Source organism: Mesorhizobium sp. M7A.F.Ca.CA.002.09.1.1, from assembly GCF_003998555.1.
Taxonomy (GTDB): Bacteria; Pseudomonadota; Alphaproteobacteria; order Rhizobiales; family Rhizobiaceae; genus Mesorhizobium; species Mesorhizobium ciceri.
Genome location: NZ_RZRR01000649.1, coordinates 1 through 3287 on the forward strand (window position 1 = coordinate 1; position 3287 = coordinate 3287).

At 65.7% G+C, this 3287-nt stretch carries 4 protein-coding genes; 1 reads left to right on the top strand and 3 read right to left on the bottom strand.

Going from position 1 to position 3287, the window contains the following annotated elements; genetic code table 11:
- Positions 1 to 346 (top strand): substrate-binding domain-containing protein (locus tag EN994_RS23800; protein ID WP_164746117.1); only part of this gene is annotated, 346 nt, incomplete at its 5' end.
- A gap of 184 nt (positions 347 to 530) precedes the next feature.
- Here EN994_RS23800 and EN994_RS23805 read toward each other — a convergent pair.
- The 3 genes from EN994_RS23805 to EN994_RS23815 form a co-directional block, all read right to left on the bottom strand.
- The gene (locus EN994_RS23805) at positions 531 to 845 is read right to left on the bottom strand and encodes a hypothetical protein (RefSeq protein WP_013530988.1); all 315 of its coding nucleotides are present in this window, start codon (positions 843 to 845) and stop codon (positions 531 to 533) included.
- Between the two features lie 119 nt (positions 846 to 964).
- The gene (locus EN994_RS23810) at positions 965 to 2518 is read right to left on the bottom strand and encodes a trimethylamine methyltransferase family protein (RefSeq protein WP_063168293.1); all 1554 of its coding nucleotides are present in this window, start codon (positions 2516 to 2518) and stop codon (positions 965 to 967) included.
- Positions 2519 to 2530: 12 nt separating this feature from the next.
- The coding region (locus EN994_RS23815; RefSeq protein ID WP_164746118.1) for an aminomethyltransferase family protein at positions 2531 to 3287 on the bottom strand (757 nt) is incomplete at its 5' end.

The following is a 3287-nucleotide window of genomic DNA, read 5'->3' on the forward strand; positions in this document are numbered from 1 at the left end:
CAACGAGGCCGGCGGCTACGGGGTGACGCCGCAGGTGATGCGCTCCAAGGCTCCGCCGACCGCCATCATCTTCAACAATGACGCGATGGCGCTGGGCGGCTGCAAGGCGCTGGCAGAGATGGGTATCAGGCCGGGTCACGACATGGCAGTGACCGTCATCGTCGACACGCCGCTCTGCCGCTATTTCTCGCCAGCCCTGACCGCCTTCCGCCCGGCGCTGGAGCCGATGGGACAACGGCTCGCGGAAATGCTGCTGGCGTCGCTTCCCGCCTTCGCCGGCCCGGAGGGTCCGCGGATCATCCGCGAGGTCTGGCCGCTGGAACTGGTCGCGCGCGACAGCGATTAATCGCAGCAGCAGGACCTGGCGAATTTGTCAAACGCTGAGCCAGGGTGTGTTGAGATTCAGGTCAGGCCGAGCCGAAAATGATGGCTTTTGAGAACCGGAGCGGAGCGGACATTCGGGTCCGTGAGCACCGGAAGCGCAGAAAGCCGTCGTTTGCAGGCCGGCCTCACCTGAATATCGACATACCCTAGTCCACCTTCTTCTCGCCCCGCTCCCCGGCCTTGACGATGTCGCCCGTGGTGAACAGGATTTCCTTCAGTTCCGCGCGCCAGTCCTTCTTCTGGCGCAGCAGGAATTCGAGATCCATGCCGAAATGCTTGAACTCCTCGCCCTGCGCGTTCTTCATGATGGCGCGCGCCTGCGGGTCCTTCTCCACCGACATGCGCTGTTCGTACCAGCTGATCGCTTCCGCCTCCTCGATCAGCGAGGTGATCATGCGGGCAAAGGTCCGCACCTCCTGCGACAGTTCTTCAGGCGGTTCGTGATACTGGTCGAAACCCATGTCGTCCTCCCCTCAAACAGCACACCGGTGCGCAGTGCACCGGCCGCAGCCTTGAATGCGCGGGAGGCGCTATAGGTTCCGGATCACGCCACAACCAGGGCGATCAGCGGGAGCCAGCCTCAAGACACCGGCGCTGCTCCGCCCTCTGCCGTGCGCCGCGCGATGAACTCGTCCAGCACGCCTGATGTGGCGACGGCCGAGGTCGGCGGCGCGAAATCGGCAAGCACCCGCCTCCAGACGCCGGTGGCGCGCTCGCTCGCCGTCTTCGAGCCGCTTTGCGTCCAGTTGCCGAAATTCGACCAGTCGGCCACCAGCGGTTCATAGAAGGCGGTGCGATAGCGCGCCATGGTGTGGCCGGCCGAGAAGAAATGCCCGCCCGGCTGCACCTCGGCGATAGCTTCGAAACCAATCGTGTCGGTGTCGCCGGGCGTCGCAGCACAAAGTTCAGCCACCGTCTGCAGCGCCTCGATGTCGGTGATCAGTTTCTCGAAGGAGACACTGAGGCCGCCCTCCAGCCAGCCGGCAGCATGGATGCACATCGTCGCCCCGGCCAGCACCGAGCCCCACAGCGCGAACTGCGTCTCGTGCGCGGCCTGTGCGTCGGAGATGTTGGCCGCACTGCCGCCGCCGGACCGCCAAGGCAGCCCGGTGAAGCGCGCCAGTTGGCCGGCGCCCAGCGTCGCCTTGACGTGCTCGGGCGTGCCGAAGGCGGGCGCGCCGGATTTCATGTCGACATTGGAGGAGAACGAGCCGTAGACGACCGGCGCACCCGGCCTCACGATCTGCGCCAGCGTCAGCCCGGCCAGCGCTTCGGCATGCTGCAGCGTCAGCGCGCCGGCGACCGTTATCGGCGCCATGGCGCCCGCCAGGCAGAACGGCGTGATGACGGAGACCTGCCCCGCGCGAGCGAAATCGATGATGCCTTGCGCCATCGGAATGTCGAGCTGACGCGGCGAGTTGGTGTTGATGACGGTGTAGCAATGCGCGCTTGCCAGAAACTCCTCTTCCGACAAGCCGCGCGCCAGCCGCAGCATCTCGAACCCGTCCTCGACTTGCGGCGTTCCGCGCGCGAAGACGAACGGGAGCTTGTCCGACAGCGTCAACTGCGCGCGGTTGACGGCATAGTGCCGAAAGCGGTTGTCGACATCCTGCGGTTCGATGCAGGGCCCCAGCATATGCAGCACATCGAAATGCTGCACCAGCCGCATCAGATCCTCGAAATCCGCCAGTGTTCCCGGCCGCCGGCCGCGCTCGAGATCGGTGACGTTCGGCGCCCCGCACCCGGCCAGGAAGGTCATCGAGCCGAGCTCCAGCGTCAGATCGCGGGCGCGCGAACCGGCGTAAGCGTGGATCGACTTCGGCGCCGAGGCGAGTGCCGCCGTCACCATGTCACGGCCGATGCGCACCATGTCGGTGTCTGGATCGACCAGGGCGCCGGCATTGGCAAAATGCTCACGCGCTTGCGGCAGCAGCACCTTGATGCCGAGCTCTTCCAGCACCCGCAGCGCCGTGTCGTGGATCGAAGCCGCCTGGTCGTCCGAAAAGATCGGCTGCGGCAGGAACGGGTTCTTCAGCGAATGGTAATTGGGACGGCGGCTGCTTTCGCTACCGGCCTCGCCCGTGCGTCCACGCCGGCGCTCGCGCCTGCCGTCCCGTGCCGCGTCATCGACCATCGGAAATCCTCCTCATTGCCGCATTGCCTTGCCCAGGGGATCGTAGGGCGAGGCCGCGACGACACGCGCCGGCCGTTCCTCACCCACGACATGCACGGAGAGCGCGGTGCCCTCGCCCGCGAAATCGCGGTCGACCAGAGCCAGCGCCAGGCTCTTGCCGACCGTATAGCCATAGCCGCCCGAGGTGACGAAGCCGACGCGTCGGCCCTGATGCCAGACAGGCTCAAAACCGCTGGCATCGGCGTCGAGCGCATCGATTTCCAGCGTCACCAGGCATTGGCCGCTGCCGGCCTCCCGCTGTTTCAACGCTGCTTCGCGGCCGATGAAGTCGCTCTTGCCGAAAGCGATGAAGCGGTCGAGACCGGTCTGGCCCGGCGTATAGCCTTGCGTGAATTCACGCGACCAGATGCCAAAGCTCTTCTCCAGCCGCAGCGCATTGAGCGCATAGTAGCCGATTTCAGCAAGGCCCAGATCCTCGCCCGCAGCCAGCAGCGTGTCGCGCAACGTGGCGTGCATGGTCACGGGGCAACTGATTTCGAAGCCGAGTTCGCCCGCGATCGACAGCCGCGCCACACGTGCCTGCACCATACCGATGTCGAATGCGCCACAGGCCATGAACGGCAATGCTGCGCCGGAAACATCCTGATGCGTCGTGCGCTCCAGAATCTCCCGCGCATTCGGCCCCGTGAGCAGGAAGCCGCTCATCGTGTCGGAGAGGTCGGCGATGGTGACGCCCTCCGCCGCATGGCTCTCGAACCAGCGCATATGG